Annotated in this window: 27 protein-coding genes; 16 read left to right on the top strand and 11 right to left on the bottom strand. The window is 70.0% G+C overall.

Annotated elements, in window-relative coordinates; genetic code table 11:
• Positions 1-245: 245 nt before the first annotated feature.
• Positions 246-1,274 carry an LLM class flavin-dependent oxidoreductase gene (locus tag ABD292_RS47020; protein WP_344219666.1) on the top strand — a complete coding sequence of 343 codons (1,029 nt, stop codon included), beginning with the start codon at positions 246-248 and terminating at the stop codon, positions 1,272-1,274.
• Between the two features lie 241 nt (positions 1,275-1,515).
• Here ABD292_RS47020 and ABD292_RS47015 read toward each other — a convergent pair whose 3' ends face one another.
• The 4 genes from ABD292_RS47015 to ABD292_RS47000 form a co-directional block, all read right to left on the bottom strand.
• The gene (locus tag ABD292_RS47015) at positions 1,516-1,671 is read right to left on the bottom strand and encodes a hypothetical protein (protein ID WP_344219664.1); all 156 of its coding nucleotides are present in this window, start codon (positions 1,669-1,671) and stop codon (positions 1,516-1,518) included.
• Positions 1,668-1,832: a hypothetical protein gene (locus ABD292_RS47010; protein ID WP_344219662.1), complete on the bottom strand. Its 165-nt coding sequence runs from the start codon at positions 1,830-1,832 to the stop codon at positions 1,668-1,670. The genes ABD292_RS47015 and ABD292_RS47010 overlap by 4 nt, the downstream gene beginning before the upstream one ends.
• Before the next feature lie 13 nt (positions 1,833-1,845).
• On the bottom strand, positions 1,846-2,736 hold the full coding sequence (locus tag ABD292_RS47005; protein ID WP_344219660.1) for an SDR family NAD(P)-dependent oxidoreductase: 891 nt from the start codon (positions 2,734-2,736) through the stop codon (positions 1,846-1,848).
• A gap of 91 nt (positions 2,737-2,827) precedes the next feature.
• A complete protein-coding gene (locus ABD292_RS47000; protein ID WP_344219658.1) occupies positions 2,828-3,346 on the bottom strand; it encodes a MarR family winged helix-turn-helix transcriptional regulator in 519 nt (172 codons plus the stop codon).
• A gap of 113 nt (positions 3,347-3,459) precedes the next feature.
• Between ABD292_RS47000 and ABD292_RS46995 the strand changes: the two genes are divergently transcribed.
• A complete protein-coding gene (locus ABD292_RS46995) occupies positions 3,460-4,113 on the top strand; it encodes a hypothetical protein (protein ID WP_344219656.1) in 654 nt (217 codons plus the stop codon).
• Entirely contained in the window at positions 4,110-4,454 is a 345-nt protein-coding gene (locus ABD292_RS46990; RefSeq protein ID WP_344219654.1) for a 4Fe-4S binding protein, read from the top strand. Before ABD292_RS46995 ends, ABD292_RS46990 begins: the two co-directional genes overlap by 4 nt.
• Before the next feature lie 129 nt (positions 4,455-4,583).
• Here the strand turns inward: ABD292_RS46990 and ABD292_RS46985 are convergent, their stop codons facing one another.
• The 3 genes from ABD292_RS46985 to ABD292_RS46975 form a co-directional block, all read right to left on the bottom strand.
• On the bottom strand, positions 4,584-5,405 hold the full coding sequence (locus tag ABD292_RS46985; RefSeq protein ID WP_344219652.1) for a class I SAM-dependent methyltransferase: 822 nt from the start codon (positions 5,403-5,405) through the stop codon (positions 4,584-4,586).
• A gap of 205 nt (positions 5,406-5,610) precedes the next feature.
• The gene (locus ABD292_RS46980) at positions 5,611-6,531 is read right to left on the bottom strand and encodes an NADP-dependent oxidoreductase (protein ID WP_344219650.1); all 921 of its coding nucleotides are present in this window, start codon (positions 6,529-6,531) and stop codon (positions 5,611-5,613) included.
• Positions 6,532-6,675: 144 nt separating this feature from the next.
• A complete protein-coding gene (locus tag ABD292_RS46975) occupies positions 6,676-7,302 on the bottom strand; it encodes an LUD domain-containing protein (RefSeq protein WP_344219648.1) in 627 nt (208 codons plus the stop codon).
• 116 nt (positions 7,303-7,418) lie between these two features.
• Between ABD292_RS46975 and ABD292_RS46970 the strand changes: the two genes are divergently transcribed.
• The 5 genes from ABD292_RS46970 (at position 7,419) to ABD292_RS46950 (ending at position 11,660) form a co-directional block, all read left to right on the top strand.
• Entirely contained in the window at positions 7,419-7,874 is a 456-nt protein-coding gene (locus ABD292_RS46970; RefSeq protein ID WP_344219646.1) for a winged helix-turn-helix transcriptional regulator, read from the top strand.
• Between the two features lie 105 nt (positions 7,875-7,979).
• A complete protein-coding gene (locus ABD292_RS46965) occupies positions 7,980-8,834 on the top strand; it encodes a helix-turn-helix domain-containing protein (RefSeq protein WP_344219644.1) in 855 nt (284 codons plus the stop codon).
• A 187-nt stretch (positions 8,835-9,021) separates the two neighbouring features.
• A complete protein-coding gene (locus ABD292_RS46960) occupies positions 9,022-9,966 on the top strand; it encodes an NADP-dependent oxidoreductase (protein ID WP_344219642.1) in 945 nt (314 codons plus the stop codon).
• A gap of 22 nt (positions 9,967-9,988) precedes the next feature.
• Entirely contained in the window at positions 9,989-10,939 is a 951-nt protein-coding gene (locus tag ABD292_RS46955) for an alpha/beta hydrolase (protein WP_344219640.1), read from the top strand.
• Positions 10,940-11,159: 220 nt separating this feature from the next.
• Positions 11,160-11,660: a cupin domain-containing protein gene (locus tag ABD292_RS46950; protein ID WP_344219638.1), complete on the top strand. Its 501-nt coding sequence runs from the start codon at positions 11,160-11,162 to the stop codon at positions 11,658-11,660.
• A 7-nt stretch (positions 11,661-11,667) separates the two neighbouring features.
• On the opposite strand, the gene ABD292_RS46945 is transcribed toward ABD292_RS46950, so the two are convergent.
• On the bottom strand, positions 11,668-11,856 hold the full coding sequence (locus ABD292_RS46945) for a hypothetical protein (protein WP_344219636.1): 189 nt from the start codon (positions 11,854-11,856) through the stop codon (positions 11,668-11,670).
• A 551-nt stretch (positions 11,857-12,407) separates the two neighbouring features.
• On the opposite strand from ABD292_RS46945, the gene ABD292_RS46940 reads away from it, so the two are divergent.
• On the top strand, positions 12,408-14,000 hold the full coding sequence (locus tag ABD292_RS46940; RefSeq protein WP_344219634.1) for a fibronectin type III domain-containing protein: 1,593 nt from the start codon (positions 12,408-12,410) through the stop codon (positions 13,998-14,000).
• Positions 14,001-14,105: 105 nt separating this feature from the next.
• Here the strand turns inward: ABD292_RS46940 and ABD292_RS46935 are convergent, their stop codons facing one another.
• The 3 genes from ABD292_RS46935 to ABD292_RS46925 all read right to left on the bottom strand — a co-directional run bounded on the left by ABD292_RS46935 (position 14,106) and on the right by ABD292_RS46925 (position 16,347).
• The gene (locus tag ABD292_RS46935; RefSeq protein WP_344219632.1) at positions 14,106-14,927 is read right to left on the bottom strand and encodes an alpha/beta fold hydrolase; all 822 of its coding nucleotides are present in this window, start codon (positions 14,925-14,927) and stop codon (positions 14,106-14,108) included.
• Positions 14,928-14,946: 19 nt separating this feature from the next.
• A complete protein-coding gene (locus ABD292_RS46930; RefSeq protein WP_344219630.1) occupies positions 14,947-15,516 on the bottom strand; it encodes a DJ-1/PfpI family protein in 570 nt (189 codons plus the stop codon).
• 87 nt (positions 15,517-15,603) lie between these two features.
• Positions 15,604-16,347, bottom strand: coding sequence for a GntR family transcriptional regulator (locus ABD292_RS46925; RefSeq protein WP_344219628.1), 744 nt, complete (start codon positions 16,345-16,347; stop codon positions 15,604-15,606).
• A gap of 459 nt (positions 16,348-16,806) precedes the next feature.
• On the opposite strand from ABD292_RS46925, the gene ABD292_RS46920 reads away from it, so the two are divergent.
• The 7 genes from ABD292_RS46920 to ABD292_RS46890 all read left to right on the top strand — a co-directional run bounded on the left by ABD292_RS46920 (position 16,807) and on the right by ABD292_RS46890 (position 25,044).
• A complete protein-coding gene (locus tag ABD292_RS46920) occupies positions 16,807-18,153 on the top strand; it encodes an extracellular solute-binding protein (protein WP_344219626.1) in 1,347 nt (448 codons plus the stop codon).
• Entirely contained in the window at positions 18,150-19,100 is a 951-nt protein-coding gene (locus ABD292_RS46915; RefSeq protein WP_344219624.1) for a carbohydrate ABC transporter permease, read from the top strand. Before ABD292_RS46920 ends, ABD292_RS46915 begins: the two co-directional genes overlap by 4 nt.
• Complete coding sequence (locus tag ABD292_RS46910) at positions 19,100-20,011, top strand: carbohydrate ABC transporter permease (RefSeq protein WP_344219622.1); 912 nt, start codon at positions 19,100-19,102, stop codon at positions 20,009-20,011. Before ABD292_RS46915 ends, ABD292_RS46910 begins: the two co-directional genes overlap by 1 nt.
• Complete coding sequence (locus ABD292_RS46905; RefSeq protein WP_344219620.1) at positions 20,011-21,078, top strand: ABC transporter ATP-binding protein; 1,068 nt, start codon at positions 20,011-20,013, stop codon at positions 21,076-21,078. The genes ABD292_RS46910 and ABD292_RS46905 overlap by 1 nt, the downstream gene beginning before the upstream one ends.
• On the top strand, positions 21,078-22,154 hold the full coding sequence (locus ABD292_RS46900; RefSeq protein WP_344219618.1) for an ABC transporter ATP-binding protein: 1,077 nt from the start codon (positions 21,078-21,080) through the stop codon (positions 22,152-22,154). Before ABD292_RS46905 ends, ABD292_RS46900 begins: the two co-directional genes overlap by 1 nt.
• A gap of 41 nt (positions 22,155-22,195) precedes the next feature.
• Positions 22,196-23,656 carry an NAD-dependent succinate-semialdehyde dehydrogenase gene (locus ABD292_RS46895; protein ID WP_344219616.1) on the top strand — a complete coding sequence of 487 codons (1,461 nt, stop codon included), beginning with the start codon at positions 22,196-22,198 and terminating at the stop codon, positions 23,654-23,656.
• Positions 23,657-23,808: 152 nt separating this feature from the next.
• A complete protein-coding gene (locus ABD292_RS46890) occupies positions 23,809-25,044 on the top strand; it encodes an iron-containing alcohol dehydrogenase (RefSeq protein ID WP_344219614.1) in 1,236 nt (411 codons plus the stop codon).
• Positions 25,045-25,051 lie beyond the last annotated feature (7 nt).

Here is a 25,051-nt window from a genome sequence, read left to right as displayed (position 1 = left end):
CTGCTGATGTGGCGTTCGTCGATCCGTGCAGTTGCGGTCGCCGCTGAAGTCGCCGTCGATCTCGTGCTCGCCGAGGCCCGAGACCACCGCGCTGCAGGGCGCGCGCTCACTTCCTGCCTGCGGTGCTGCGGTCGCATCGGCCGCAGCTCACAGCACGGAGCTGTGTTTCGAGCGGGATGGTCCTCCGTCGCCCCTCCTCCGTATAATACTTATTTCAGGTAGACTTTATAGTAAATGGGGCGATCGTGAAGTTCCTCGCCAGCACGCTGTTGTCGAACGATCCGGCGCTGTCGCTGTCCGGGGAGAGCGAGCACGACCGGTTACGCGCTACGGTCGAGCTCGCCGTGTGGGCCGAGCGGGTCGGCTACGACGGCTTCGGCGTGGGGGAGCGGCACAACCCTGCGTTCCTGTCCCCGTCCCCGGCGGTGCTGCTGTCGCACATCGCCGCGCGGACGTCGACCATCCGGCTGTTCACCACGGTGGCCGTGCTGTCGCTCAACGACCCGGTGCGGGTGGCCGAGGACTACGCCATGCTCGATCACCTCAGCGACGGCCGCCTGGAGCTGATCATCGGCAAGGGCAACGACGCGCCGTCACTGAAGCTCTTCGGGGCGCGCGAGGAGGAGCAGTGGGACCGGCTCGCCGAGGCGTACGAGCTGCTGCGGCGGCTGTGGCGTGAGGAGCGGGTCACCTGGTCAGGACGATTCCGCCCGCCTCTCGACGAGGTGACGACCCGGCCGCGCCCTTTCCAGCGGCCCGCCCCCCGCGTGTGGCACGGCTCTGCCTCCAGCCGGCGCTCCACCGAGCTGGCCGCCGCCTTCGGCGACCCGCTGTACTCTGCCAACGGCTTCAAGCCCGCCGCGCACTACCTGGAGCTGGTCCGGCACTATCGGGAGCGGCTGGCACACCACGGCCACGACCCCGCGGCGATCCCCCTGGGGCTGGGCGCCCACTCGCCGGTGATCGCCACCCGCTCCCAGGACGCCTACGAGCTGGCCCGCCCGGCGTTCGAACGCTTCCGCCGGCAACCGGTCGCCGCGAGCAACGGCTTCTCCTACGACAGCCTGGAGGACTTCGTCGCCCGCGGCTCGGCGCTGATCGGCAGTCCCGCGCAGATCACCGACAAGCTGCTCGCCCTGCACGCCGACTTCGGCAACGACCTGTTCGGCGTCGGCTTCGAGGGCTTCTTCTTCACCGACGCCGCCACCACGCGGGGCCACCTGGAGCGCTTCTTCGCCGAGGTGGTGCCGGTCATTCGCGCCGAGCTGCGCTGACCTGCGGGTCAGGCCCGCCACGGCGAGCCGGAACAGCCGCTCCGCCCGGGCGGCGGGATCGGGACGGAGCCTACTCCCGCCACGCAGGCGATCTGCTCCAGGGAGGCGGCGTCGAGATCCTCTCGGCCCGCGGCTACGACATCCTGGGCGACGCCATCGACTTCGGCCGGCAGGTGATCCCCGTGGTCCGCGAGGGGGTCGCCGAACGGGAACGGCAGCGGCCGCCCCGTGCTGCTCCTGTTCAGCAGGCGATGCCGGCCAGGCGCGCTGGGAGAGGCATGCGCTGCCCTCTCGGCACCCCGCCGACGATCACGACGAGCAGGGTGAGCAACTTCGCGCCGGCGGGCAGCCGGTGCAACAGGCTGTCCCCGGGGACGTGGACGCCGAACGTGTTCATCGGGCAGGACCGGCAGGCCGCGGTCGCGCGGGCCGACGCGGGCCGATCGCCACGTCCTCGGCGACGGCCGGCATGATGATCTGCGAGTCGGCGTTGGAGAAGAGGAAGCCGGCCTTCCTGCGTACGGCGCGGGCCTGCTTCTTGGTGCCCAGGCCATCCACCAGGACCCTGGTGTCACCGATCGCCGGATTGGTCGCCGCCGGCTCCCCGCCGCTGCCGCCGGCGGCGCGGACAGCCGCGGTCTGAGCGGCAGCTCGATAATCCTGCCAGGAGCTTTTGGGTGATCTCGTGCAGGCGGGTCGCCTCCGCGGGGTCGAAGGCGCCGGTGTCGGTGGGAACGCGTTCGCCTTCCAGGACCGCGGTCAGTCGCGCGGGCGGATCGTCGAGGTAGGGCAGGATCTGTGCGACCGCCTGTGCGGTGGTCTTGCCGATGGTTCTCAGGCGTTCTATCTGGGCTGCGGTTGCCTGGTCGTATTCGCCGGCGAAGCTGGTGGTGACGACGCCGGGATGGTTGAGCACGTACCGGATGGGTGTGTCGTGGTGGATCCGCGTGAAGCTGACGCCCAGCAGATCGCACAGTTTCGCGCTGTGGCCCAGTGCGCCGGTCCCCGGGTAGTCGCGCCGCAGTTGCAGGTCGTCCCAGCGTACGGGGCCGGTCTGGCCGGCTCCGCCGAAGTTGAGGATGACCGGGTGTGGTGCCCGGCTCAGCGGCCCGACCAGGCCGTGGCTGAGCAGGAACCGGCTGAGGTAGTAGAGCGCGAAGTTGCTCTCGAATCCCTCTGCGGTCTCCACGCGGTTCGAGCGGTGGTACCGCGCGCCGAGCACGAGGACGTCGATGCTCGGGTAGTTCCGGGTGATCCAGGCGAGGGCACGCTCGTTCTCGGTGACGAGACTCAGGTCCGCCTGCAGGAAACGGGCGCGGTCGCCCGCGCCGTGCCCGGTGGCGGCGTCGAGGAAGGCCTGGCCCTTCCCGCGGTCGCGGCCGATGACGAGGACCTGGTGTCCGCGCTCCAGATAGGTGTCGGCCAGCGCCCTGCCGATGCCGTCGTTCCCGCCGGTGATCACTGCTGTGGCCATCAAGCCCCCTCCACTCATTTACTTTGAGAAATCAAAGCATCTGTCGTGGCCGGGCCGCAAGCGGTCCCGTTCGTCCGGGTCAGTGAGGATGGGTGAGACCAAGCGTGGCGCGCATGCCGTCGAGCATGTGCTCCTGCACTCGCAGCAGGACGTCGGCGGCTCGGTCGAGCTCGGCCGGGTCGGTGCCGGAGAGGATGTCCTGGAGCAGGTCGCGCCGCGTGGCGCGGACCTGGGCCACGGCGGCGCGGCCTGCGTCGGTGATGGCGATGAGGCTGACCCTGCGGTCGTTCGGGTCTGGGATCCGTGTGACGAGGCCGTCGGCGCGGAGCCTGCGTAGCTGTAGCGAGACCGTCGACATGTCAATGTTCAGGCACTCGGCGATGTCGGAGACGCGCATAGGTTCGGCGACGTCGAAGTGCTCCAGCAGGCGCAGTTCGCTGCCGGAAAGATCGCACCCCGAGCGACGTGCCACCTCGGCCTTGACGGGCCTGCTCTCACTCCACCGCACCACAGCCGACACCGCTACCTCGAGCCGGGCCAGTGCCGCCCGGTCGGAATGACTCACCATGCCATCGTAGAACGCCGCCTGCGGGGGCACCCTTCGCGCGAATCCCTATTTTACCATGTCGGAATTGCAGGTAATGGTGGGAGGACCGGTACAGGGAGGTCCGATGAGCATCACCGACGAGCTGGTCGCCAACGCCGAGCGCTATGCAGCGTCCTTCCGGCATACGCGGGACCGGCGGGATCCGCCTGACCGGCTACGACTGCGCCACCTCCGTCCCCGGCCTGTACGCGGCCGGCGACGCCGCCACCAGGGAACCGATCTGCGGTGGCTTCACCGGCGGCGGCAGCCACAATGCGGCCTGGGCGATGTCGTCCGGCACCTGGGCGGGGCAGTCCGCGGCCCGTCACGCTCGCGCTCTGGGCGCACGGGCGGCCACGCGAGCCGTGCGCGGGGCGGGCGGCGCCGGATTGCGGCCGACGGGCGGCGACCGCGCAGGGCACCGCGAGATCATCGAGGCGGTCCAGGCCGAGGTGCTGCCGTACGAGAAGAACTACCTGCGCCACGGCGACCGGCTCGCGCCCGCGCTGGCCGCGCTCGACGAGACCTGGAAGCGGGCCAGGCAGGGCCTGCGGGCCGGCGGCCCTGACGCCGCGCGCGCCCGCTCGGCCGCCGCGATGGCGGCCCACGCCCGGTGGATGTACGCCAGCGCGCTGGCCAGGACCGAGAGCCGCGGCATGCACAAGCGCGCCGACCACCCCGGCTCCGATCCCGCCCAGCACCACCGGCTGATCTCCGGCGGGCTCGACGAGATCTGGGTGCTGCCGGAGACCAGGTGGCCCCTGGCGGTGGCGTCATGATCGAGATCGTCCTGCGCGACCGGTGCATCGCCTGCGACAAATGCATCGAGGCCTGTCCGACGGACGTGTTCGTGCGCGGGGACGACGGGGTGCCGCTGATCGCACGGCAGGGCGATTGCCAGACATGCTTCATGTGCGAGGCGTACTGCCCGGTGGACGCCCTCTACGTGGCCCCGGCCGCGCACCCACTCCCGGAGCCACCCGATGTGACGGAACTGACCGAGCGGGGGCTGCTGGGCGGATACCGCCGGCAGATCGGCTGGGGACACGGACGCACCCCGGGCGCCCGGCGGGCGATCGGGCCGGTGCTGCCCGCGACGTCGCAGGCGATCATCTCGTGACGGGGAAGCGCCGGTCGTGCTCGTCACTGGAGCCGCCTCCGGGATCGGGCCGCCGTGCCCGCCGTGCCCGCCCTGCGCGTCCGGGGCGGGCCGTCGTGGCGACCCGGCCAACGTGCCGGAAGCGGGAGATCACTCCGAATCCGGCTTGCGGGCCAGCTCATAGGCGAAACTGACCGTTTCGGTGAGACGGCCGTCGGCCGTGTGACGGCTGAGCACAGCCGTGAGGCCGGCGTCGAACTCGGCGGCGTGGCTGGCGAGCACCGAGGGCGGCAGGAACGAGGTCGATCGGACGTGTCCGGCGAGTTCGGCGATCGTCCAGCGGTGCTCGACGGGGAACTCGTGGCGTCCGGCCGGCTCGAACCCGGCGCGGGACAGCACCTCGTGGTCAGGCAGCCGCCGCCGCGCCTGATCCCAGCCGGACGGGACGCGCTCGGCTGCGCCGAGGGCGTTCTGCCAGGTGCGCAGCATGCCGGCGAGCACCCGCTGCCATTCCCGGGGACCGGCCCAGGGGGAGGTCGACCAGCACAGCGCCAGGCAGCCGCCGGGTCCGAGCCACGCGCGGGCACGTTCGGCGACCTCTTCGCGGCGGAGCCGGTGGAAGGCGTTGCCGATGACGACCAGCTCGAAGCCGCCCGGCTCGGCGCGCAGGTCCTCGGCGCTCGCGGTGATCGCTTGGATGTGGTCCGCGGCGGTGGCGAGCGCCTTGGCGCGGACCACATCGGTCATGCCGGGTTCGGCGTCCACGGCCCAGACCTCTGCGAACAGGCCGCTCAGCGGGAAGGCGAGCTGGCCGGTGCCGCATGCCAGGTCGAGCAGGCGTCCGCGGCCTGACGGGGCTGCCCGGCGGGCCAGGTCGGCCAGCATCGGGCCGGGATAGGGGAGCCGGAACCGGTCGTAATATCCGGCGGTGCCCTGGTACAGGCCGGGCTCGAACCTGACCTCGCTGGTCATGGGATCACCATGGCGCAGTGCCGCCGCGCGTCCTGGCCGGGCTTGACTCCCGGGGCGAAGGGCGGCCTCGCCGATCGGGGGCGGGCCTGACCCGCGGAGTCGTCCGGTGGCCAGGCCTGGCTTCCGCCTGCGTGGCGAGCACGACTTCGCCGGGCTCCTGCTCACCCACGACGACTCCGGCCGCGGAGCCCTGCGCGGGCACCGCTCATGCGCCGAGCTCGATCACGATCTTGCCGCGCGCGTGGCCGCCCTCCACCGTGCGCAACGCCTGGGGTGCCTGCGCAAGGGGGAAGGTCTGGGTGACGAACGGCCGTAGCACCCCCTCCACCGCCAGGTTCGCAACCGCGTCGAGCACCGTCCGGTCACGGGCCCGCCGGACCGGCGAGCCGCCGAGCCGCGCGACCGTCTCCCGATCGGCCGCGGTGATCAGCTTCGACCGATCCGCCAGGACACCGGCCACCTCCTCCAGCGCGCTGCCGCCGACCAGGTCGAAGATCGCATCGACGCCTTCCGGCGCGGCGTCCCGGATCCGGTCCGCGACATCCGGCCCCGGCTCGACGTGGACCGCGCCGAGCGCCTCGACGAAGTCCTTCTTGCCGGCGCCGGCGGTGCCGATCACCCTCACACCGGTGTGCTGCGCGATCTGCGCCGCCGCCACCCCGACCCCGCCCCCGACGCCGGTGATCAGCAAGGTGGCGCCGGGTGGGAGCGCCAGCTGATGCACGCCGTCGTACGCCGTCGCCGCCGCGATGGGGAGTGTCGCCGCGTCCGCGAACGACAGGCCGTCGGGCTTGCGCGCGGTCAGCCCGGCCGGAAGCAGCGCGTACTCGGCGTAGCCGCCGCTGACGGGGTTGCCGAAGACCGCGTCACCGACCGCGAACTCCTCGACGCCGTCCCCGACCTGCTCGACCACCCCTGAGACCTCGCCCCCGAACACGGCCGGGAAGTCCGCGGCCGGGGCGCCCGGCGGACGGTAGCCCGTCCGCCTCTTCCAGTCGACGGGATTGACCCCGGCCGCCCGTACCGCGACCAGGACCTGTCCGGCACCGGGGACCGGCCGTTCGACCTCGGCGAACGCCTCCACTTCCGGGCCGCCGTACTGGGTGAACACATATGCCTTGGGCATCGGACCTCCTACCGTTCGTGCGCCCAGAATAACCAATCAAACAGGTAGGATTTTCGGAATGGCCGTCGAGCGCGTGTCCGGGTGAGCTGTCCTCGGAGGGGACAGCCGTACGAGTGCGCCGGGCGGCCGGGCCGCCGTGCGCGCTCAGAACCCGATCGGCTCACGCACGAGCACGACCGTGGTCCGCTCCGGCAGGGCCTCGCGCTCCACGATGAGGATCTTGCCGATGAACGACGACTGCCCGAACTCCTGGAGGCGCCGGTGCTCGCGCGGCAGGCTGTAGGAGCGGACCCGCCGCAACGCCGTCTCCAGATCCGGCACCACCTTCTGGGCGCCGGCCACCCAGACGACCTTGCGCGCCCCCGACGCGTACGGCGCGAGCTGGCTGCCGCTGGCCGAGGCGATGACCACGTGGCCCTCCTCCGTCACCGCGTGCACGCTGCCCACGACGTACTCGGCCGTGGCGCCGAGGCGGACGACAGCCTGCACGTCTCCCTTGGGGTCCTCGGCCGCGGCCCGGACGGAGGCGAACCGGCCCGACTCGTCGAGATCGGCGGCGATGCCGGACAGCCGGAGAGTCTCGCTGGAGGTGGTGAAGACGCTCTCGTCGCCGGGGATCAGCCCGGTGACGAGAGTGCGGGCCTCGGCGGCGCTGTCCACGACGTGCACGATGAAGCCGTTGTCACGCAGCGCGGCGGTCGCGCGGTCCAGTCGCGCGGCGGGCGCGGGGGCGGCGAACGTCTCGTCGGGCACGACAGTTTGCACGGACATGATGTATCCCCTGAGATGAGAGATGGTTCCGACTGGTAACCGGCACCATTCTGAGAACGCTTAATCCCTACCGGAAGTAGGCACTTTTTCCTGCCTCGGTGAAGTGGAGGGAACCCTTGCACGCCGACAGACCCGCCAGCGGCGCGAGCTCCGTGCTCAAGGCGCGCGACGAGATGACCTGCCAGGTCCGCGACATCCTGAACCGCGTGGGGGACAAGTGGACCCTGTCGGTCGTCAACGAGCTCGGAGCCGGCCCGCGCCGCTTCAACGAGCTCAGGCGCGCCGTCCCCGGTATCAGCCAGCGCATGCTGACCTCCACCCTGCGCCTGCTCGAACGCGATGGGCTGGTCACGCGCAGCGTCCACGCCGAGGTGCCGCCGCGCGTCGACTACGAGCTGACGCCGCTGGGCCGCACGTTGCTCGAGCGGGTCTGGGGACTGGTCGACTGGGCCGTGGAGCACCACGACGACATCGAGGGCGCCCGCGGCCGCTACGATGCCCGGCGTCCGCCCGAAGTGCGGCTCGGCCTGGCCCAGGGCTCGCTGCCCCTCGCCCCGCCCTCGACGAGGTGATCTTCGCGGCACGGGCGGCCAGAGGGACGTGCTGCCGCTGCGGAGCGATGCCGGTGCGACCGCACCCACCACCTGCTGCCTGGACTGTCCGGGCACAATGGGGCTGTGGAACGTCACGAGTTTGGTGCCGCGGTGCGCCAGTTGCGGGAGAGTACGGCGCCTGCCGCTGTCGGGCTGCCGATCGGCCGTCGGCGGGTGCGCGGGTTGCGGCGGGAGGAACTCGGCGAACTCGCGGGGATGTCCGCGGACTACGTACGCCGGCTGGAGCAGGGGCGCAGCCATCCGTCGGCCGGGGTGGTGAACGCCATCGCCCGAGCGTTGCGGGTCGGACGGGCGGAGTACGAGCGGCTCTGCGCGCTGGCCGGTTACGCCGCCGCGGACGGGCAGGTGCCGAACGAGGTCGGTCCGGGTGCGATGCGGCTGCTGGAGCGGTTCACCGACACTCCGATGTTCGTCTCCGACGCGGCGATGAATCTCGTCGCCGTGAACAGTGCGTTCATGGCCCTGGGGCATTGGGAGCTCACCGGGGACCCGTGGGAGTGGAACATCGCCTGGCGTACGTTCTGCGACCCGTTCAGTGGCTTCAAGCAGTCTGCGGAAGACGCGACCGATCATCAGGCGGTCCTGGTCGCCCGCCTGACGAGCGCGCTGTTGCGCTACCCCGCTGACGCGTCGCTTGCCGCGCTGGTGGACGAGATGCGGAGCCGAAGCCGCCTGTTCGACACCTTGTGGCGCGCGCCGCGACCGGTGGCGGCCTACGAAAGCAGCGCCACGTTCATTCATCCGGACGGCGGCTCCGTCACGCTCGTCGGCAACCTGCTCGCCATCCCGGGCGACGATCTGGCGGCTCTGATGCTCACCGCGGCGCCGGGCTCGGCCGATGCGGCGCGTGTGGCTGAGATCGTCGGCGCCGGGGGAGAACCGTCCATCATCAAGGTGGGCCAGTCCGGCCCAGGCTAGTCGCGCCGGATCCTGCGAAATTAGGTGACGTCTCCAGCGACCGCGAATCCAGTGGCTGCCTCCAGGCGGCTTCGGGCACGCGGGGCTGGACGCCTTCGCAACCCGAAGCAGGGCGCAGGGTCACCTCTGCGCCGGGATCGCTTCGCGTTCGAAGCACTCGACGGCGCTCACAGAGGCAGGTTCTGCAATGAAGGCAGTACGTTTCCACGAGTTCGGCGGTCCTGAGGTCCTGCGTCACGAGGACGTGGCCCAGCCCGCCCCCGGAGCCGGTCAGGTCCGGATTCGCGTCGCCGCGACGTCGTTCAACGGCGTCGACGGCAACATCCGCGCGGGATACATGCAGGGCCCGATCCCGGTCGAGCTTCCCCACACTCCCGGCATCGACGTCGCCGGCACGGTCGATGCGCTTGGCGACGACGTGGACGACGTCGCGGTCGGTGACCGGGTCGTCGGCCTCCTGCCGATGACGGAGCCCGGGGCGGCCGCGGAGTACGTGATCGCGCCGGCGGGGATCTTGACGGGGGCGCCCAAGAACATCCCGTTGGCCGACGCGGCGGCGTTGCCGCTGGTGGGCCTGACCGCGTGGCAGGCGCTGTTCGACCACGGCAAGCTGACCGCCGGTCAGCGGGTGCTGATCAACGGCGCCGGTGGAGCGGTCGGCGGATACGCGGTGCAGCTGGCCAAGGAGGTCCGTGCCCACGTCATCGCCACGGCGAGCCGACGTAGCGCCGAGCGGGTCAAGGCCGCAGGCGCCGACGAGGTGATCGACCACACCACCACCGACGTGACGGAGGCGGTGACCGAGCCGGTCGACCTCGTGCTCAACCTCGCGCCGGTCGCCCCGGAACGGCTGGCCGCGCTGGTCACGCTGGTCCGTGACGGCGGCGCCCTCGTCAACACCACCGTCTGGATGCCCGCCCCGTCCGACGAGGAGCGCAGTGTGCGCGGCATCGACCTGTTCGTCCGAAGCGACGCCGACCAGCTCGCCGACCTGGTCGCTCGTATCGGCACCGGTGAGCTGCGCGTCGACGTCGCCCAGCGGGTGGCGCTGGCCGACCTGCCCGCACTCCACGCCCAAGTCGGCGCGGGTGAGCTACCGGGCAAGACCGTCGTCCTCGCGCCCACCGCCTGACCCGCTCACAGGAGAAGCAGTCATGTCTTTGTCTTTGGATCCCGAGATCGCCGAGGCGCTGGCCCCGATGGCTGAGGCGATGGCCGAGGCCACACGACCGGAAGTGGGCGACATCGAAGGGCGTCGCGCCTTCTGGGAACCGATCATCGGTGCCGCGAGCAACGCCCAGCCCATGCCGGCCGACGTCACGATGACCGACCACACCGTGACCGCCGCCGATGGCGCGCGGATCACGGCGCGCTGGTACGTCAAGGACGGCGCGACGCCGGGCTCGGCCGTGGTCTTCTTCCACGGCGGCGGATACATCTTCGGTCACATCGACCTGTTCAACGGTCCGGTCGCCCGTTACGTGGCGGCCTCAGGCGTGCCGATGTTGTCGGTGGAGTATCGCCGCGCGCCCGAGTTCCCGTTCCCGACGCCGCTCGAGGACGCCTATGCCGCGCTGCGCTGGCTGCACGACCACTCTCCCGAACTGGGCGTCGACCAGGACCGGATCGCAGTGATGGGAGACAGCGCCGGCGGCGGCCTGGCGGCGGCGCTGGCGATCCTGACCCGCGAGCGCGGCGGCCCGAAGATCGCCCACCAGATACTGATCATGCCGATGCTCGATGACCGTCCCGCCACCCCCGACCCCTACATCGAGCGGTACGCGTTGTGGTCCTACGACGACAGCCGCACCGCGTGGCCGGCGCTGCTCGGCGGGGCCGCCGGCGGACCCGGTGTCCCGCCCGTCGCCGCTCCGGCCCGGCTCCAGGACGCCACCGGCCTTCCGCCTGCCTACATCGAGGTGGGCCAGCTCGACGTCTTCCGCGATGAGGACCTCGCGTACGCGGCCAGACTGAGCTCCGCGGGCGTCCCGGTGGAGTTTCACCTGCACCCCGGAGCCCCGCACGAGTTCGATTCGATCGCCTTCAAGGCCGACGTCGCTCAACGCGCTACCGCCGACCGCATCCGCGTCCTCAAGTCGCTGTAGAGCCCAGCCGTGCATCGCGGGCTGACAGGAATTGATCAACGCGGTGCACGCCTCCGGTGGTCGCGTGGTCACCCAGCTCATGCACGCCGACGCATCTCCCACCTCGGCAGCATGCCGCACGGCCGGCACCCGCCCGCAGTCCCGTCGAATCAACTCCGGGGGACGCCTCGTCGCCCGGCCGATGGAACCAACCCACCGCACACCCCAGGAGACGATCACGATGATTCCCGACGACGACCCCGCTCGTTCGCTGACCGTGGCGAACCCCGACGACCCCGCCACGACCTACATCTCCCTGGTAGGCAACACCTACGGCATGCTGATCACCGGTGAGCAGACCAACGGCGCGTACTGCCTGATCGACATGCGCGTGCCCGACGGCGGCGGCCCGCCGCCGCACCGGCACGACTTCGAGGAGATGTTCACGATCCTCGAGGGCGAGATCGAATTCACCTTCCGCGGCGAGAAGCACCTCGTGCGGGCCGGGTCCACCATCAACATCCCGGCCAACGCGCCGCACAACTTCCGCAACGTCTCGGGCGCACCGGCCCGGATGCTCTGCATGTGCACGCCGGCCGGGCAGGACGAGTACTTCATGCGCATCGGTGACGCCGTGGCGGGCGTGGACGCGCCTCCGCCGCGGCTGTCGCCGGACGACCTCGCGGAACGCCGCCGCCGCGCGGCAGAGCTGGCCCCGACCTACCGCAGTGAATTTCTGTGACCCCTGCTCACGGTTCGCTCTGTCCGCGATCATCCAGGTCACGCTCGGCGACCGCCTCGACGCCGACTTCACGAAACAGTTCATCACCACGGGCGCTGACAATTCCTGATTCACCACCGTGCAAAGCCACTGGATCAGGACACCACTCCGCCTCCCCGGGCGTCACGTCCTCGACGCGGGCCTGAATCCTCCACACGTCGCAGAGGCCGACGAGCCGAGCCCGCTTTCTGGGAGCCTTACCGTGAAACTTTCAATAGTTTCCAGGCTGAACGACGCGATACGTGCCAGCAAAACGGCATTGGGAGCGCCGCCCGTCACGTCAGAGGAGCGGGCCGCGCCTTGACGGATCTGCACGCCTCATATTTGCTCCGTCGCACCACCACCCATCGGCAGCAGGAACGGGCGCCAGTTCCGCACGGATGAGAGGATTGATCCAGCTCATGTTAACGCTAACCGACGCCCTGGCACCGTCCCTCCGGCGGTGCCACAGGCGGGTGAGTGACGATGCGGCCTAAATCCGTCCTCGCCGCTGTCATCGCGGCGGTGCTTCTCGCGGTGGCCAGCGGTGGTACGGCGCTGAGCAGCAGCGAAACCACGTCACGCGCGCCGAGCGCCGCCGCCGCCACGCCAGGATGCGGCAAGACTCCAACACTCAGAAGTGGCACGCAATCGATCCAGAGCGGCGGCCGGACTCGCTCCTTCATCCTGAGAATTCCCGACAATTACCACAACACCAACCCCTACCGGTTGATCTTCGGGTTCCACTGGAACGGCGGCACCGCCAACGACGTCGACTCAGGCGGCACCAGCGGATTCACCTGGTCTTACTACGGGCTCAGGCAGCTGGCGAACAACACGGCGATCTTCGTCGCCCCCCAGGGGCTGAACAACGGCTGGGCCAATTCCGGCGGGCAGGACCTGACCTTCGTCGACGACATGATCAGGCTCATCGAAGCAGACCTGTGCGTCGACACCACGCAGCTGTTCGCCGGAGGCTTCAGCTACGGCGGCGGCATGAGTTACGCCCTGGCCTGCGCCCGCGCGACGGTCTTCCGCGCGGTCGCGGTCTACTCCGGCGCACAGCTCAGCGGATGCAGCGGCGGCACCCAGCCCATCGCCTACATCGGGCTCCACGGCCTCAGGGACAACGTGCTCAACATCTCGCTGGGCCGGTCGCTGCGCGACACGTTCGTCAGGAACAACGGGTGCACTGCCCAAAATCCGCCCGAACCGGCACAGGGCAGCCTGACGCACGTCGTCACCGCCTACTCGGGATGCCGATCCGGATACCCGGTCGTGTGGGCGGCGTTCGACGGGGGTCACACCCCTGGTCCAGTGGACGGGTCCACCGCTGACGACGGGGCACGTACCTGGACCAAGGCAGTGGTGTGGAACTTCTTCAGTCAGTTCCAGAGCACGAACGACACCACTCCGCCGACCTCTCCGGGCACTCCCGCCGTCTCCGACGTGACCGCCACCAGCGCCACCCTGACCTGGACGGCATCCACCGACCAGGGCGGCTCCGGCCTGGCGGGTTACAACGTCTACCGGGAGCAGGGTGCCACCGACCAGCTGCTCGGCCAGTCCACCACCAACTCGATCACCCTGACCGGGCTGAGCGCCGACACCGAATACCAGGTCTACGTACGGGCACGCGACGGCGCGGGCAACCTGTCGGCCAACTCCGCGTTGGTCACGTTCACCACGACCTCCACCGGCGGCGACATCACGCCGCCCACCGCCCCGGGCGGGCTGACCGCCTCTGGCACCACCGCCGGCGGCACCGATCTGTCCTGGACCGCTTCCACTGACGACGTGGAGGTCGCCGGCTATGACATCCTGCGCGCACCCGGGGCCACCGGCGGCACCTTCGCCCAGGTCGGCACCTCGGCCACGACCTCGTACAGCGACACGGGCCTGACCCCGAGCACCACCTACCGTTACCAGGTCCGCGCCCGGGACGCCGCCGGCAACCTCTCGCCGGTGTCCAACACCGTCCAGGTCACCACCAGCGGCACCACCACCGGAGCCTGCTCGGCGACGCCGACCGTGCAGAGCCAGTGGGGCACCGGCTATGTGATCCAGCCGCTGACCATCACCAACACCAGCACCTCGACGATCACCAATTGGACGGTCACGTTCACGCTCCCGGCCGGGCACACGCTGACCGGCTCGTGGAACGCCACCGTCACCACCAGCGGGCAGACCGTCACGGCCAAGAGCGTGAGCCATAACGGCACGCTGGCCCCCGGAGCCGGCACCACCAGCTTCGGCTTCCAGGCCAGCCGCCCCGACGGCAACACGGCCCTGCCATCCGGCTACACCTGCACCAGCGCGTGACCTCGCGACCGGATATCGGCCCAGCTCTCGGCGAACCTCTCGCTGGGGCTGGGCCGCTCCCGTTCTTCCTCGCCGCTGCTCGACGCCGTACGAAGGAGGCGTGAGTCAGGGACCTCGTTCCCGGCCGAGGAAGCACGACAGGAGTCGCCTGAAGTCGTGCGGGTGTTCGAGCGCCGGCACGTGCCCGCATCGGCCGAGCACGTGCAGACGGACGTCGGCCAGGTGCTCGAGCAGGGGCAGGGCCGCCGTCCCGAGCGGGGTGACCCGGTCCTCGGCACCGTGGACGAGCAGCACGGGCGCGCGCACCCCTGCCAGCGTTCGCGCCGAGAGGGTGAGGTCGGCGGCCCAGCGTGCCCTGGGAGGAGGGAACAGCGACGCGAAGGCGGCCGCCCCCGCCCGCATCGCGGCCGCACGGGCGGCGACGGCCGACTCGGTCACGAGCGCCTGGTCGAGGACGAGGCGGCTCAACATGTCTCGTGCCCCGAGCGGGTCGGCAGGGGCGGCCCAGATCGCGTCGAGCTCGGCGGACAGCGGCGCCCCGGGGGCGCCCATCGTCGAGACCGCCACGACACGGGTGACCTGCCTGGGACGCGCGGCCGCCAACGCCAGCGCCACGGCGCCGCCCATGGAGTGGCCCACCACGGCGTAGCGCTCGGCACCGAGAGCGTCCATCAGGCCCGCGGCCTGCTCCGTCCACAGCCGGAGCCCGCCCCTGGAGCCGGCCGGGATCGGGGTACGGCCGAACCCGGCCTGGTCAGGAGCCACCAGGTGCCAGGACGTGCCCAGCGCCTGTGCCGTCGCCGCCCAGGCGCCGGATCCGGTCGTACCGGGTCCGGAGCCGTGCAGCATCAGCACCGCGGGCCCGGTGCCGCTCTCCAGGACGTGGACGGGGGAGCCGTCGACGGTGACGGTCCGAGATGCCGTCACCGGGACGGGCCGGGTGCGCTCATGCCGATGCGGCGTTGACGGACTTCGAGAAGACCTCCATCATCGCCCTGCCGAATTTCGGCATGTCCGGCCACCCCCTGCAGGAGACGAGGTTGCCGTCCACGACGTCGGGAGCGTCGATGACCGTCGCGCCCGCGTTCTCCATGTCACCGGTGATGGGCGGGAAGCACGCCGTCTTGCGACCCTTCAGCAGCCCGTACACAGCCGGCACCTGCGCGCCGTGGCACACCAGCGCGATCGGGAGGTTGCGCGCGAAGAAGTGCTCGGTGATGCGCCTGACGTCGGCGTCGACCCGGATCCACTCGGGGGCGCGTCCCCCGGGGATGATGAGGGCGTCATAACGCTCGACGTCGACCTCGGCCCAGGGCACGTCAACCGGCAGCTTCCGGCCGTTCTTCTCCACATAGGCGTCGGAGTCGGGGTCGAACTCGTGGATGACCAGCTGAACGTCACGCATCGTCCGTGACGAGACGTCAACCTCCCAGCCGCCCTCCTGTACGCGATAGTAGGGATACATGGTGTCGAGCTCCTCGGCGGCGTCGCCGGTCAGCAGCAGCGCTCTGGGCACCTGCTTCTCCTCGCATCTGAGGCGGGTGAGGCGGATCCAATCCGATCCGATCGGGTTGACTTAGCATTCCCCGGCCCGGCCCGCCCGTCAAGCCTCTGCCACCATTCCGTCCGCGCCCTTGGCCTCGTTGAACAACCGCCGGAACCGCTCGCCGGACCGCAGGATGTGCCGGCGCATGGCGTAGGCGGCGGCGTCGGGGTCGCGCGCGGCGATCGCGGCCAGGACTTCTTCGTGCTCGGCCATGGCCAGGTGGGTGACCTGGGTGTCGTGGAGAAGCCGGAACAGGTGCACGTGCGTGTGCAGGCGGGCGAGCGCTTCGCGGATGACCTGGTTCTCCGCGCTCTGGGCGACGAGATCGTGAAAAGCGGCGTCGCGCAGCCCGAAGGCGCCATAGGCCATGAGCCCGCCGCCCCCCTCCAGCTCCGCCATCTCATCCAGCAGCCGCCGCAGACCGGCCACCTGCTGCAAGGACGCGCGTTCTGCGGATCTGCGCGCCGCTGCCGGCTCCAGGAGCAGGCGGACCTCGAGCATGTCCTCGAATCGGTGACGGGTGATCTGGGGGGGAATGCGATAGCCGGCGTGCGGCACGCGCACGACCAGGCCCTCGGCCTCCATACGGTTCAGAGCGTCCCGGATCGGCGTCTGTGAGACCCCCAGCTCTCGCGCCAGGGCGTCGATCGTGACGCGGGAGCCCGGCTCGATCCGCAGCGACATCATCTGTCCGAGCAGCGTGTCGTACACCTCGTCGGCAAGCCGGCCGCGAGATCTCCCCGGCGGGATTCCGCCTGTCATGGCCCCACGGCGCCGCGCGATCATCGCTTCGTCGTCCATCGTGACGTGAGGTCCTTTCTTGCGTCTTCGGGAACCTGCTGGCATCGCTCGCAGCATTGCGGGATGTTGACGCTCCCACTCGGATCGTATAGGAAAGGTGGCGGACGCCAGCCATCCTTCACCCATCGGGGAATCGCCCGCCATCGCTCCGCTTCGATCAGTTGGAGCTCTTATGAGCATGCTCGACGTCCTCTTCGGTTCGCCATCGGGCCGCACCAGGACCGAAGGACTTCCCGACTGCTCGAAGCCCCATGAAGTCGCGGCGTACTCGTGACGCCGGTCTGCTGATCAGCCCCCGCGACAGCCGGCAACTCGCCTGACCAACCCGGCAACTGCTCGGCGAAGCACGCGGCAAGGCTCCACAAATCCCCCCAGAAAGCAGGCAAGAAGATGCGGTATCCGAAGCGAACAGGACGATTGTCGGTTCCCGGTCGAAAGGCGCGGCTGGCTACGGCGGCCATGTTAGTGGCCACGACCGTGGTGGCTTGCGGCGGTCAGGACGGCAGCGCCCCCAAGGCGCCGGCGACCATCCCGGAGCTCACCAAGGATCCGCTGACCCTCAGCTTCATCTGGTTCGACTGGCCCCCCGCCCACGCGCTGGAAGCCTTCGCGAACGCGGAGTACACCAAGGGGCGGCCGAACGTGACCATCAAGGTCAAGACCGTGCCGAACGCGAACTGGCACGACGCGATGTTCACCCAGTTCGCCGCGCACAAGACCGACTTCGACATCCCGATCCTGGACTCGCAGCACATCGGCGAGGCCGTGACGAACGGCAACATCCTCGACATCACCGACTTCGTCAAGAAGAACATCGACGTCAAGGCCTACAACCCGTACCTTCTGGCGGCCTACGGCCAGTTCCCCCAGGCGGAGACCGGCAAGCGTGACGAGAACGCCAGCCTGTACGGACTGCCGCTGCTCGGCGACACCTGGACGATGATCTACCGCAAGGACCTGATCGGCGACAAGCCACCGCAGACCTGGGACGAGATGATCTCGGTCGCCGAGAAGTGCCAGGCGGACAACCCCGGCGTCAGCGGGCTGGCCTTCCACCAGGCCAACGGCTCCGACGCCGCGGCCGTAACCTACAACACGGTCAACGGCGTCTACGGCGGCAACCTTTGGGACCCCAAGACGCGCAAGATCGACGGCGTCCTCAACGACGCCGCGGGCCAGGAGGCGATGGACGTCCTGGTCAACAAGATGAAGCCGCTGACCGCCAAGGGCTCCGGCAACTGGTTCATCGACGAGGTGAACGCGGCGGTCGCCCAGGGCAAGGCCTGCATCGCGTTCAACTGGATCGCCGCGAGCGGCGGCCTGCTCGACCCGAAGCAGTCGACGCTCGGCACCACGCGGGAGCAGATTCTCGACAAGCTGGGCTTCGCCACCCTGCCGAGCCAGAAGACGAACCTGGTGCCTCTCGGCGGCATGGGGATGCACGTGTCGGCCTACTCGCCCGAGGCGAACCAGGCGGAGGCCCTGAACTTCATGAAGTGGTTCGAGCAGGGTGACATCCAGAAGAAGTGGGCCGCGGCCGGTGGCGTGCCCTCGCGTACGGACGCCCTGGAGTCGCCCGAGTTCCTCAACGCCCAGCCGTTCAACCAGGTGTACACCGACTCGGTCCCGCGGATGCGGGACATGTGGAACGTCCCCGAGTACGCGCGCCTCGTCGACATCGAGAACACCAACGTGAACGCGGCTCTCAACGGCGCGAAGGCGCCGAAGGACGCGCTCGACGACATCGCCAAGCAGCAGCAGGCCGTGCTCAACGCCAGCGGCGGCAAGGGCGGCGGCGGACTGTGAGCGACTCCGCCCCTCTGACGACCGACCACCCCGGGCGGGTGGCGTCCGCGACGCCGCCCGCACCGGGCCGGTCCCGCCGCTTGAGCGACCGCTGGCTCGCCGTGGCCTTCACCTCTCCCGCGCTGCTGCTGTTGCTCGCCATGTCGGTGTTCCCGTTGCTGTGGGCGTTGTACCTGTCCTTCACCGACTACTCGGCCACTCGCGGGGGCCCCGCCCAGTTCCTCTGGTTCGAGAACTACACCGCCATCCTGACTTCGCCGCAGGTCCACCAGAGGGCCCTGACGACGTTGATCTACGTGGTCGGCGCGGTCGCCCTGCAGACCGTGCTCGGTTTCACCATCGCCTACCTGATCTCGCGGCGCACGCACGGACGAGGACTGCTGACCACCCTGTTCCTGGTTCCGATGATGCTGTCGCCGGTCGTGGTCGGGCTGTTCTGGCGATTCATGCTCGACGCGCAGTTCGGCGTGATCAACAGCATGCTCGGCTCGCTCGGCCTGGGGCAGGTGGAGTGGCTCACCCGGCAGCGTACGGCACTGCTCTCCCTTGTCCTGGTCGACACCTGGCAATGGACGCCGTTCATCATGCTCATCGCACTCGCGGGCCTCACCGCGGTTCCCAGGTACCTGTACGAGGCCGCCTCGATCGATCGGGCGTCCGAGTGGTTCCAGTTCCGCACCATCACTCTTCCGCTGGTGTGGCCGCTGCTTCTCATCGCCGTGTTGTTCAGGGCCATCGAGGCATTCCGGCTGTTCGACCTCGTCTACATCCTCACCAGCGGAGGCCCGGGGGTCTCCACCGAGACGTTGTCGTTCCACGTCTACAAGGTCGCGTTCCTGGGCTTCAACACCGGAACCGCCTCGGCGTACGGGATCCTCATGGTCATCGTCGTCATCGTCCTCACGCAGCTCTACCTGCGCTACTTGAACAAGCTCAAGGAGGACTGATGGCCCTCTCCGTCGACGAGGCCGTGTCCACAGGCCCTGCCGGGGATCACACGCCCCCCTCGCGCCGCTTCGGCGGCCGGGGCCGCGCCGTGCTGGAGGTCGCGCTGCTGGCCGTGCTGGCCGTCGTGATGCTCTTCCCGGTGCTGTGGATGATCGAGACGTCCATCAAGGAGAACCGGGACGTCTACGCCATCCCGGCCAAGTTCTTCGACTTCAAGGTCACCATGGAGCATTTCAAGGACGTGTTCGTCGCCTCCGGCGGCGGCCGTTCGACCTTGTCCGCCTCGTTCCTCAACTCCGTCCTGGTCGCCGGGGTCTCCACGGCGCTGGCCACCGTGCTGGGGGTCCCGGCGGCCTGGGCCTACTCTCGCTTCGCCGTGAAGGCCAAGAAGGACCAGCTGTTCTTCATCCTGTCCACCCGCTTCATGCCGCCCGTGGTGGTCGTGATTCCGATCTTCCTCATGTACCGCCAGGTCGGGCTCATCGACACCAAGCTCGGCCTGATCCTCATCTACACCGCCTTCAACGTCCCGTTCACGATCTGGATGATGAAGGGGTTCGTCGACGAGGTGCCCGCGGAGTACGAGGACGCCGCCATGCTCGACGGCTACACCCGCCTGCAGGCGTTCTGGCGGTTCACCCTTCCCCTGCTCCTGCCCGGCATCGCCGCGACGGCGGTCTTCGCCCTCATCTTCTCGTGGAACGAGTTCGTGTTCGCCATCTTCCTCACCTCCAGCGACGACGTGCGGACGGCCCCGCCCGCCATCGCCGGCCTCATCGGCGGGACCACGGTGGACTGGGGTCTCGTGGCCGCCGCCTCCGTGGTGTTCGCCCTGCCGGTGCTCGTCTTCGCCTACCTGGTGCGCAAGCACCTCGTCGCCGGTGTGACGCTCGGGGCGGTGCGACGCTGATGGCGGGCATCGAGGTGAGCGCCCTGCACAAGCGCTACCCGGACGGGACGGTCGCGGTCGATCACGTGGACCTGTCCATCCGCGACGGCGAGCTGTTCGTGATGCTCGGCCCTTCGGGGTGCGGCAAGACGACCACGCTGCGGGCCGTAGCCGGCCTGGAAAGGCAGACGACGGGCGACATCCGCATCGGCGACACGCTGGTCAACGACCTGCCGCCCGCCGACCGCGACATCGCCATGGTGTTCCAGTTCTACGCTCTCTACCCGCATCTGAGAACCCGCGACAACCTGGCGTTCCCGCTGCGGGCCGAGGGACTGCCCAAGGCGGAGGTGCGCAAGCGGGTCGAGGAGGCCGCCGGGCTGATGCGGCTCGGCCCGCTCCTGGACAGGCGACCGCACCGGCTGTCCGGCGGGGAGCAGCAGCGCGTCGCGCTCGCCCGCGCCCTGGTGCGACGACCGCGCGCGTTCCTCATGGACGAACCCCTCACCAATCTGGACGCGGAGCTGAGGGCGGACATGCGCACGGAGATCAAGCACCTGCAGGGGGAGCTGGGGACGACGATGGTCTACGTCACGCACGACCAGGTCGAGGCGATGTCGCTCGGTCACAGGATCGCCATACTCAACAAGGGCCGCGTCGAGCAGATCGGCACGCCGCTCGAAGTCTACGACCGTCCGGCGAGTCTCTTCTGCGCCGCGTTCATCGGCTCCCCGCCGATGAACCTGATCGAGGTGGAGGTGGCCGACGGGAAGCTGCGCGGTCAGGGCGGGCTGGCTCTCACGCCGCCGCCGGGCCTGCCGCGCGACCGTCGACTGATCGCGGGCGTCCGGCCGGAGGCGCTGGAAGTCACGGAACCAGGGGCGGAACGTTCGGTCCCGGCCCGCGTGGTCTCGGCGGAGTGGCTGGGCGACGAGATCATCTACGTGGTCGACCACGACGGACAGCGCGACGTACGGGTTCGGATGCCACCGACTGTCCGTTTCACCGCTGACGCACCGGTCGGGCTGCGGCACACCGGCGGGCCACCGCCGGTCTACGACGTGAGCACGGAAGAGCTGGTGGCCTGATGGGAACCGTGGCAGTGCGCGGGCTGTGCAAGTCCTTCGGCAAAGTCCAGGCCCTGGACGGGGTGACGCTGGACATACCGGACGGCTCGTTCTTCGTCGTGCTCGGACCCTCCGGGGCGGGCAAGACGACGACCCTGCGAGCGATCGCCGGCCTCGAGAAGCTTGACGCCGGGTCGGTGCACCTGGACGGGAGGGACGCGACCGGTGACAGCCCGGCCGCACGCGACCTGGCCATGGTCTTCCAGAACTACGCCCTCTACCCGCGACACACGGCGTACGAGAACATCGCCTCGCCGCTGCGGGCCCGCCGCTGTTCCCCGAGCGAGATCGCCGCCGCCGTCGAACGGATGTCGAGCCTGCTGCACATCGAACGGCTGCTGCAGCGTCGTCCCGCGCAGTTGTCGGGTGGTGAGATGCAGCGGGTCGCCCTGGCCCGGGCGCTGGTCCGTCACCCGCGCGCGTTCCTCATGGACGAGCCGCTGACGAACCTCGACCTCAAGCTCCGCGTCGAGATGCGCACCGAGCTCACCCGCATCCACCGGAGCCTCGGAGCGACCTTCGTCTACGTGACCAACGACCAGGTCGAGGCGCTGTCCATGGCCGACCAGGTCGCGGTACTCAAGGAGGGAAAGGTGCAACAGGTCGGGACGCCGGCCGAGGTGTACGAGCGGCCGGCCAACCAGTGGGTCGCGGGATTCGTCGGGAGCCCGCCGATCAGCCTGCTCGCCTGCCACGCCGAGGGAGATCGTCTGGTCGGGGCGGAAGGCTGGACGCTGCCGCGGCCCCGCTGGACCACGGCTGAGGACGGTCGTCCGCTGCTGCTGGGCCTGCGCGCGGAGGACCTGTCCGTCGAGCAGCGCGGGGACGCTTCGTTGCCGGGTGAGCTCTACGGCCTTGAGCCGCTCGGTGACCGGACGGTGGTCGACGTCCGGGTGGGGACGGAGATCCTCAAGGTCAAGGCACGAACCACCGTCACCGGAACGCCGGGCGAGCGGCTGCTTGTCACGGTCGACCTGGACCGCGCGCACCTGTTCGACGCGGGCACCGGGCTGGCGCTGTCCGCGGCCGGGAGGTAGTCACGCCGAAAATCACCAGGAACATCGCAGGAGGCGACGCAATGAGTGACCCGATGAACGTCCTGGCGCCCGAGCACCGGCGGCTCCGGATCGGCGACGCCTGGCGCGACGCTGCCGGCGGAGCCACCTTCGCCGTCGAGGACCCGGCCACCGGCAAGACCATCGCCGAGGTGGCGGACGCCGGCGCCGTTGACGGGCTCGCCGCTCTGGACGCGGCGAGCAAGGCGATGGCGGAGTGGGCGGCGACCCCACCGCGAAAACGGTCGGAGCTGCTGACCGCGACGTACCGGGTGCTGACCGAGCGGTCAGAGGAGGTCGCCCGGCTGATCACGCTCGAGATGGGCAAGCCGCTCGCGGAGGCTCGCGGAGAGGTGGCCTACGGCGCCGAGTTCTTCCGCTGGTTCGCCGAGGAGGCGGTGCGCGTCGAGGGGCGCTACAACACCGCTCCCGCTGGTGGATATCGCATCCTCACCGTGCCGAAGCCGGTCGGACCCTGCGTCTTCGTGACACCATGGAACTTTCCGCTGGCCATGGGCGCCCGCAAGATCGCTCCTGCGCTGGCGGCGGGCTGCACGACGATCACCAAGCCGGCGCCCCAGACGCCACTCACCATGCTGTTCCTGGCCCGCGTCATGGAGGAGGCCGGCGTCCCTCCGGGCGTCGTCAACGTCGTGACGACCAGGCGGGCCGGCGAGGTGGTCTCGGCACTGCTGGCCGACCGCCGGACCCGCAAGCTTTCGTTCACCGGGTCGACCGAGGTCGGACGCGTGCTGCTCCGGCAGGCGGCGGACAACGTGCTGCGCACCTCCATGGAACTGGGCGGCAACGCGGCCTTGATCGTGTGTGCCGACGCGGACCTGGACGTCGCGCTCGACGGTGCCATGGTGGCCAAGATGCGCAACCTGGGGGAGTCCTGCATCGCGGCCAACCGGATCTACGTCGAGGAGCCGGTGCGCGAGGAGTTCACGGCACGCTTCGCCGAGCGGATGGGCGCGCTCTCGGTGGGCCATGGTCTGGACGACGGCGTGGACGTCGGGGCGCTGATCGACGAGGCCTCGGTCACCAAGCTCGACGAACTCGTCGCCGACGCGGTCGATCGCGGAGCCCGTGTCCTGGTGGGCGGCGAGCGCCCGGATGGGCCGGGCCACTTCTACCCGCCCACGGTCCTCGTCGACGTGCCCGACGACGCGCGGATGCTGGAGGCGGAGATCTTCGGCCCGGTGGCCCCGATCATCTCGTTCACGTCCGACGACGAGGTGATCGCGAAGGCCAACGACACCGAGCACGGCCTGGCCGGATACGTCTTCACCCGTGATCTCCAGCGGGCGCTCCGGTTCGCCGAGGGGCTGGAGACGGGGATGCTCGGCATCAACCGTGGCCTGGTCTCGGACCCGTCAGCTCCGTTCGGAGGGGTGAAGCAGTCCGGGATCGGCAAGGAGGGGTCGCACGAGGGCATCCTCGAGTATCTCGACGTCACCTACGTGGCGATCGACCTACCGTGACCGGCCTGCTGCTCCGGGCGCCCGCCGTGGAGCACCGCGCCCCGCGCGCCCGCGCCACCCGGCAGCCCGCCTCGCCGACGCCGTCCCGGTCGCGCAGGTGACCCGGACGTCCGCCCGGCAGATCACCGCCGACGTTCCAGAGAGGCACTGACATGCTTGAGACCGTCCGCGGACCACGCCAGCTGATCGTGGGCGAAGGGGTCGCGCAGAACATCCCACGAGTGGTGGCCGAGTGCGGCTCGCGAGTCCTCATTGTGACCGACCGGGCCCTGCTGGGGCAGCCGGGTGTGGCCGAGATCGTGGCCGCCGTACGGGAGAAGGTCGAAGTCGTCGGGGTGTTCGCCGACGCGACTCCGGACGTGCCACTCACCGATGTCGCCCTGGCCGTCTCGGCCGCCGCGGAGGTGGACGCCGACGTCCTCCTCGCCATCGGAGGCGGCACGGTGATCGACCTCGCCAAAATCGTCGGCGTCATCCGGTGCCACGGCGGGACGCCTCGCGACTTCTACGGGGAGTCGAAGGTGCCGGGGCCGACGACGCCTCTCGTCGCGGTCCCGACGACATCAGGCACCGGCTCCGAGCTCACGCCCGTCTCGGTGCTGACCGACCCGGACCGCGAGCTGAAGGTGGGGGTCTCCAGCGTCCACATCGTGCCCGACTTCGCCATCGTCGACCCCGAGCTCACCTACACCTGCCCTGTGACCGTCACCGCCCACTCCGGCATCGACGCGTTCTGCCACGCGGTGGAGAGCTACACCGCGCGACCCCGGGCCCACGGACCGCGCGACCCGGTGGAACAGGTCTTCCTCGGCCGCAACCCGATCACCGACCACTACGCGCTCCTGGCCGCGGAGCGGATCGCCCGCAGCCTGCCCCAGGTCGTCAGGGACGGAGGAGACAAGGACGCGCGCGCGGACATGTCCTACGGGTCCATGCTGGCCGGGCTCGCGTTCTCCCACGCGGGCAACGCGGCTCCGCACGCGCTCCAGTACCCCATCGGCGCGGCCACCCACACACCGCACGGCCTGGGCGTCGGGCTGCTGCTGCCCTACGCGCTGGACGCGGCCAGGGACGCCATCGGCGACCGGTTGGCCATCCTCGCCCGGGTGTGCGGGCTCGACGTGACCGACGCCTCGGACGCCGAGGCCGCGGACACGTTCCTCACCTGGCTCGACGGGCTCCTCGCCGACATCGGCATCCCTGCCACCTTGGCGGACATCGGCGTGGCACGCGCCGACCTCCCACGCTTCGCGGAGATGGCCGGCGGCGTCACCCGCTTGATCCAGAACCATCCAGGCCCGACCGACACCGCCAGCCTGACCGCGATCCTCGAGGCGGCCTGGCTCGGGGACCGGACCCGACTTTTCCTGACTCCGAAGCAGAGATAGTGCAGTT

Origin of the sequence: Nonomuraea bangladeshensis, from assembly GCF_039529455.1 — a bacterium.
Taxonomy (GTDB): domain Bacteria; phylum Actinomycetota; class Actinomycetes; order Streptosporangiales; family Streptosporangiaceae; genus Nonomuraea; species Nonomuraea bangladeshensis.
This window is presented reverse-complemented; position numbering and strand designations above follow the sequence as displayed.

Bases quoted from the DNA above. Each gene is read 5' to 3' on its own strand.
- ABD292_RS46895 (WP_344219616.1), top strand. From the start codon at position 22,196: ATGAGTGACCCGATGAACGTCCTGGCGCCCGAGCACCGGCGGCTCCGG.
- ABD292_RS46985 (WP_344219652.1), bottom strand. From the start codon at position 5,405: ATGACCAGCGAGGTCAGGTTCGAGCCCGGCCTGTACCAGGGCACCGCC.
- ABD292_RS46980 (WP_344219650.1), bottom strand. From the start codon at position 6,531: ATGCCCAAGGCATATGTGTTCACCCAGTACGGCGGCCCGGAAGTGGAG.
- ABD292_RS46900 (WP_344219618.1), top strand. From the start codon at position 21,078: ATGGGAACCGTGGCAGTGCGCGGGCTGTGCAAGTCCTTCGGCAAAGTC.
- ABD292_RS46950 (WP_344219638.1), top strand. From the start codon at position 11,160: ATGATTCCCGACGACGACCCCGCTCGTTCGCTGACCGTGGCGAACCCC.
- ABD292_RS46990 (WP_344219654.1), top strand. From the start codon at position 4,110: ATGATCGAGATCGTCCTGCGCGACCGGTGCATCGCCTGCGACAAATGC.
- ABD292_RS46975 (WP_344219648.1), bottom strand. From the start codon at position 7,302: ATGTCCGTGCAAACTGTCGTGCCCGACGAGACGTTCGCCGCCCCCGCG.
- ABD292_RS47015 (WP_344219664.1), bottom strand. From the start codon at position 1,671: ATGAACACGTTCGGCGTCCACGTCCCCGGGGACAGCCTGTTGCACCGG.
- ABD292_RS46925 (WP_344219628.1), bottom strand. From the start codon at position 16,347: ATGGACGACGAAGCGATGATCGCGCGGCGCCGTGGGGCCATGACAGGC.
- ABD292_RS46910 (WP_344219622.1), top strand. From the start codon at position 19,100: ATGGCCCTCTCCGTCGACGAGGCCGTGTCCACAGGCCCTGCCGGGGAT.
- ABD292_RS46890 (WP_344219614.1), top strand. From the start codon at position 23,809: ATGCTTGAGACCGTCCGCGGACCACGCCAGCTGATCGTGGGCGAAGGG.
- ABD292_RS46955 (WP_344219640.1), top strand. From the start codon at position 9,989: ATGTCTTTGTCTTTGGATCCCGAGATCGCCGAGGCGCTGGCCCCGATG.
- ABD292_RS46920 (WP_344219626.1), top strand. From the start codon at position 16,807: ATGTTAGTGGCCACGACCGTGGTGGCTTGCGGCGGTCAGGACGGCAGC.
- ABD292_RS46905 (WP_344219620.1), top strand. From the start codon at position 20,011: ATGGCGGGCATCGAGGTGAGCGCCCTGCACAAGCGCTACCCGGACGGG.
- ABD292_RS46960 (WP_344219642.1), top strand. From the start codon at position 9,022: ATGAAGGCAGTACGTTTCCACGAGTTCGGCGGTCCTGAGGTCCTGCGT.
- ABD292_RS46995 (WP_344219656.1), top strand. From the start codon at position 3,460: ATGCAGCGTCCTTCCGGCATACGCGGGACCGGCGGGATCCGCCTGACC.